The sequence below is a fragment of the Flavobacterium cupreum genome (assembly GCF_003996965.1).
Classification (GTDB): domain Bacteria; phylum Bacteroidota; class Bacteroidia; order Flavobacteriales; family Flavobacteriaceae; genus Flavobacterium; species Flavobacterium cupreum.
In genome coordinates, this window is the sequence record NZ_QWDM01000060.1 from 1 (window position 1) to 595 (window position 595).

The 595-nt window shown below is 52.6% G+C and carries 1 rRNA gene; it reads right to left on the minus strand.

From position 1 onward, the window contains the following. Positions 1-153: 153 nt before the first annotated feature. Positions 154-595 (minus strand): 16S ribosomal RNA (locus tag D0817_RS24785); the annotation flags it as partial.

Below are 595 nucleotides of genomic sequence, written 5' to 3' on the forward strand. Positions count from 1 at the left end.
TGGACTCGAACCAACGACCCCCGCGTTATCAACACGGTGCTCTAACCAGCTGAGCTACAGCCCCAAATGGACACTGCTACTGTTTCTTCTAAATCTAACAGTCGATAAGAGTGGACGCTTAATGAATCGGTTCTATAACCGGTGCAACTCTAGAAAGGAGGTGATCCAGCCGCACCTTCCGATACGGCTACCTTGTTACGACTTCACCCCAGTCACGAATCCTACCGTGGTAAGCGCCCTCCTTGCGGTTAAGCTACCTACTTCTGGTAAAACCCGCTCCCATGGTGTGACGGGCGGTGTGTACAAGACCCGGGAACGTATTCACCGCGACATGCTGATCCGCGATTACTAGCGATTCCAACTTCATGTAGTCGAGTTGCAGACTACAATCCGGACTACGATACACTTTCTGGGATTAGCTCCCCCTCGCGGGTTGGCGGCCCTCTGTATGTACCATTGTATGACGTGTGAAGCCCTACCCATAAGGGCCATGAGGACTTGACGTCATCCCCACCTTCCTCCGGTTTGTCACCGGCAGTCTCATTAGAGTGCTCTTTCGTAGCAACTAATGACAAGGGTTGAGCTCGTTGCGGGA